Raw genomic sequence first — 4,053 nt, forward strand, 5'->3', positions numbered from 1 at the left:
TGGACACCCGGAGCCGGCCCGGCGCCGCCGTAGCGTGGCCGGATGAGGGTGGTCGCGGGCACGGCGCGGGGCCGCCGGCTGGTCGGGCCCCGGGGGAGCGCCACCCGGCCCACCTCGGACCGGGTGCGCGAGGCGGTGTTCGACATCCTGGCCAGCCTCGAGGCGGCCGGCGCGGCGAGGGTGGGCGGAGCCGAGGTGGTGGACCTCTACGCCGGCACCGGGGCCATGGGCATCGAGGCGCTGTCCCGCGGCGCCGCCGGGGCCACGTTCGTGGAGACCGACCCGGCGGCGGTCCTCGCCATCGAGACGAACCTGGCCGCAACCGGACTGGGTCCGGGGCACGTGGTGAGGAGGGACGTGGACGCCTTCCTCCGCTCGGGCGCGGTCCGCTCGCGCCCCGGCCCGTTCGACCTGGCGTTCTGCGACCCGCCGTACGGCTTCGAGGGGTGGGACGACCTGCTGGCGGCCCTGCCCGCCCGGCTGGTCGTGGCGGAGGCCGGGGCGCCGATCCCGTCGCGGGCCGGGCGCCCTCTCATCCGGAGCCGGCGCTACGGCGGTACCGTGGTCGAGCTTCTCGGAGAGCCCGAAAGGTAGACCGCCACGCCATCCCGCACCGCTCTCTGCCCGGGCTCGTTCGACCCGTTCCACAACGGCCACCTCGAGGTGGTGGAGCGCGCCGCCCGGCTCTTCGACGGGGTGGTCGTGGCTCCGACGCGGAATCCCCAGAAGGCCGAGGCCCTGTTCAGCGTGGACGAGCGCCGGGCCATGATCGAGGAGTCGACGGCGCACCTGGACGGGGTGCGGACCGTGGCCCTCACCGGCCTGGTGGTCGACATCGCACGCGAGGTGGGCGCCTTGGCCATAGTGAAGGGCCTGCGGGCGGTGACCGACTTCGAGAGCGAGATGCAGATGGCGCAGATGAACCACCGGCTGTCGGGCATCGACACCCTGTTCATCCCCACCGGCCCCGCCCACTCCTTCCTGGCGGCCCGGCTGCTCCGGGAGGTGGCCCGCTTCGGCGGCGACGTGTCCGACCTGGTGCCCCCGCCGGTGGCGGCCCGCCTGAAGGCGAAGTTCCCCCGATGAGCCCCGACCACCCGGACCCGCCCGACACCGAGACCCTGCTGCGCCGGGCCATGGAGGTGATCAACAACGGGAAGTCCGTGCCGCTGTCGACCTCGGTCCTGATCAGCAGCAAGGACGAGGTCCTCGAGCTGCTGGAGGCCGCCAGCGAGCGGCTACCGGGGGAGCTGGACCAGGCCCGGTTCATGATGCGGGAGCGGGATCAGTACCTGGAGAAGGTGCAGCGCGAGGCGGACGAGATCCTCGACGCCGCCCGGGCCCGGGCCGAGCGGATGGTGCAGCGAACCGAGATCGTGCGGGAGGCCGAGCACCGGGCCCAGCGCCTGGTCGAGGACAGCCGGGAGCAGGCGGCCCGCCTCCGGCACGAGGCGGAGGACTACTGCGACCAGAAGCTGGCGGCGTTCGAGATCGTGCTCGAGCGCACCATGCGGAGCGTCCAGGCCGGCCGGGAGAAGCTGCGGGTGACCGCCCCGACCAGGCCCCCGGACGACCCGGGGGGGCTGGGCCAGGACGGCTCCGGAGAGGGGGACGGCCACTTCTTCGACCAGGACCTGGGCTGATTCCCCGTGGAGGCACAGGCGTTGACGCCCCGGGAGGCCGTCGGGGAGGCGGGGTGATCCGCCCGTTCGTGGTGGGGGTGGCCAGCCTGGCCCGGACCGGGCCCAGGAGGGAGCACCGCCGCGGGATCCTCGAGGACCTGGCCGTCTCGGGCAGCGGCGTGGCTCCGGGGGCCGAGGTCGACGTGGACGTCCTGCTGGAGCCGGTCCACGGGGGGGTGATGGTCTCCGGGACCGTCGGGGCGCGCTGGGCGGGGGAGTGCCGGCGCTGCCTCGGGCGGGCCGAGGGCCCGATCCGGGCCGAGGTCCGGGAGCTCTACGAGGACAGCTCTGACGGCCAGGAGACGTATGCCCTGTCCGGGGACCAACTCGACCTGGAGCCGCTGGCGCGCGACGCTGTACTGCTCGAGCTACCCCAGGCCCCCCTCTGTCGCGAGGGATGCCCGGGGCTGTGCCCCACGTGCGGCGCGGACCTGAACGAGGGCCCCTGCGGGTGCCCACCGGCAGACCGTGACCCCCGTTGGGCCGGGCTCGACCCGCTCCGCGGGCCGGACTGACGCCGGCCCGGAACACAGCAGGCCGGAACACACCAGAGGCGAGAAGCGCGAATGGCCGTCCCCAAGAAGAAGACGTCGAAGTCCAAGAGCCGGAGCCGGCGGGCGTCCAACTGGACGCTGTCCGCCCCGCCCCGCAGCATCTGCCCCCACTGCCGGGAGGCCAAGCTCCCCCACGTGGTCTGCCCCAACTGCGGGTGGTACGGGGGGCGCCAGGCCGTCGAGGTCGACTGAGTCGACTGATCAGCCTGGGTCGTTGAGCCCCTGCTACCCGTAGCCCTCGACGCCATGGGGGGCGACCACGCCCCCGGGGAGATCGTGGCCGGGGCGCGGCGCGCCCACGAGGAGCTCGGGATCCCCGTCCTCCTCGTCGGTCCGCTCGACCGGCTCGGGGACACCGGGGACCTGGAGGTCCTGGCCGCATCCGAGGTGGTGGCCATGGACGAGGACCCGGGGCGCGCCGTGCGGACCAAGAAGGACTCGAGCCTGGTGCGCAGCGCCGAGGCGGTGCGCGACGGGAAGGCGTCGGCCATGGTCAGCGCCGGCAACACCGGGGCCACCATGGCCAGCGCCCTGCTCCGCATGGGCCGCCTGCGGGGGGTGCACCGGCCCGCCATCGCCACCCCGATCCCGGTGCCGGGATCCACGCCGACCGTTCTCCTCGACGCCGGGGCCAACGCCGAGTGCACCCCGGCGATGCTCGTGCAGTTCGCCCAGATGGGCGCGGTGTTCTCCCGTGACCGCTACGGGATCGACGAGCCGCGCGTCGGGCTCCTCTCGATCGGCGAGGAGGACACAAAGGGGACGTCCCTCGTCAAGGAGACCAACGAGCTCCTGGCCCACGCGACCGGCGTCCGGTTCATCGGCAACGTCGAGGGCCGTGACATCGTGAGCGACCGGGTCGACGTCGTCGTGACCGACGGCTTCACCGGGAACGTGACGCTGAAGACGCTGGAGGGCGGGGTGAGGGCCGTCGTCGACGCCGTGCTGGCGGCGTTCGGGACCAGCGACGAGACCAAGGCCGCGGCCCAGGTCCTGCTCCCCGCCCTGGCCCCGCTGGCCGACCAGCTCGACCCGGACAGCACCGGGGGCGCCATGCTGCTCGGCGTCGACGGCGTGTGCATCATCAGCCACGGCTCGTCCTCGGCGCGCGCCGTGGTCAACGCCCTGGCGGTGGCGCGGGACATGGCCGGCGCCGACGTGGTGGGCAGCCTGCGAAACGCGGTCCGTTAACATCGGCTGCGTGCCGGCTGAGACGCACGTGGAACGGGGGCCGATGGACCGCCAGGCGGTCTTCGAGCTGATCCGCGACCGCCTCGCGGACATCCTCGAGGTCGAGCCCTCGACCATCACCGAGAGCGCCTCGTTCGGTGAGGACCTCGACGCCGACTCGCTGGCCCTCATCGAGCTGGTCGAGGCCCTCGAGGAGGAGCTCGGGGAGCGGACGGTGGGGTTCCGCATCGACGACGAGGACCTCGAGGACCTGAAGACCGTACGCGACGCCGTGGACTACGTGGTCGCCAAGCTCGACTCGTAGGGGCCGGCGCCCTGGCGGGTCCCTCCGATCCTGCCGCTCTGGAGCGGCTGGCCGACCGTCTCGGCTACGCCTTCAAGGACCGGGAGCTGCTCCGGGTGGCGCTCTGCCACCGCTCCTGGTGCGCCGAGAACCCCGGGGAGACGTCCAACGAGCGCCTCGAGTTCCTGGGCGACGCCGTCCTCGGGCTGGTGGTGACCGACCACATCTACGGCACCTACGACGACCAGCCCGAAGGGGAGATGGCCAAGGTACGGGCCGCGGTCGTGAACTCCGAGGTGCTGGCCGAGCTGGCGGGCGGCTGCGACCTCGGCGCGGCCGTCCT

The 4,053-nt window shown here is 73.5% G+C and carries 7 protein-coding genes and 1 pseudogene; all 8 read left to right on the top strand.

The genetic code is table 11. The features are described from left to right. The first annotated feature begins 42 nt into the window (after window positions 1-42). Window positions 43-594, top strand: coding sequence for an RsmD family RNA methyltransferase (locus VFW24_12900; protein ID HEX5267663.1), 552 nt, complete (start codon window positions 43-45; stop codon window positions 592-594). A 30-nt stretch (window positions 595-624) separates the two neighbouring features. After that, window positions 625-1,086: pseudogene (coaD, locus tag VFW24_12905) on the top strand (pantetheine-phosphate adenylyltransferase). Next, a complete protein-coding gene (locus tag VFW24_12910; protein HEX5267664.1) occupies window positions 1,083-1,643 on the top strand; it encodes an ATP synthase F0 subunit B in 561 nt (186 codons plus the stop codon). The pseudogene coaD and the gene VFW24_12910 overlap by 4 nt, the downstream one beginning before the upstream one ends. Window positions 1,644-1,696: 53 nt before the next feature. Continuing rightward, window positions 1,697-2,197 carry a DUF177 domain-containing protein gene (locus VFW24_12915; GenBank protein HEX5267665.1) on the top strand — a complete coding sequence of 167 codons (501 nt, stop codon included), beginning with the start codon at window positions 1,697-1,699 and terminating at the stop codon, window positions 2,195-2,197. A 51-nt stretch (window positions 2,198-2,248) separates the two neighbouring features. Next, window positions 2,249-2,428, top strand: coding sequence for a 50S ribosomal protein L32 (rpmF, locus tag VFW24_12920; protein ID HEX5267666.1), 180 nt, complete (start codon window positions 2,249-2,251; stop codon window positions 2,426-2,428). 30 nt (window positions 2,429-2,458) lie between these two features. Beyond that, window positions 2,459-3,427, top strand: a complete 969-nt coding sequence (plsX, locus tag VFW24_12925; protein HEX5267667.1) for a phosphate acyltransferase PlsX — start codon at window positions 2,459-2,461, stop codon at window positions 3,425-3,427. A gap of 10 nt (window positions 3,428-3,437) precedes the next feature. Continuing rightward, window positions 3,438-3,731 (top strand): acyl carrier protein, encoded by a 294-nt coding sequence (locus tag VFW24_12930; GenBank protein HEX5267668.1) that lies wholly within the window; start codon window positions 3,438-3,440, stop codon window positions 3,729-3,731. Window positions 3,732-3,826: 95 nt separating this feature from the next. Further along, a partial coding sequence (locus tag VFW24_12935; protein ID HEX5267669.1) for a ribonuclease III domain-containing protein occupies window positions 3,827-4,053 on the top strand: 227 nt, incomplete at its 3' end.

It is taken from the genome of Acidimicrobiales bacterium, assembly GCA_036273495.1.
Lineage (GTDB): Bacteria > Actinomycetota > Acidimicrobiia > Acidimicrobiales > JAJPHE01 > DASSEU01.

Bases quoted from the DNA above. Each gene is read 5' to 3' on its own strand.
- VFW24_12910 (HEX5267664.1), top strand. From the start codon at position 1,083: ATGAGCCCCGACCACCCGGACCCGCCCGACACCGAGACCCTGCTGCGC.
- rpmF (HEX5267666.1), top strand. From the start codon at position 2,249: ATGGCCGTCCCCAAGAAGAAGACGTCGAAGTCCAAGAGCCGGAGCCGG.
- VFW24_12900 (HEX5267663.1), top strand. From the start codon at position 43: ATGAGGGTGGTCGCGGGCACGGCGCGGGGCCGCCGGCTGGTCGGGCCC.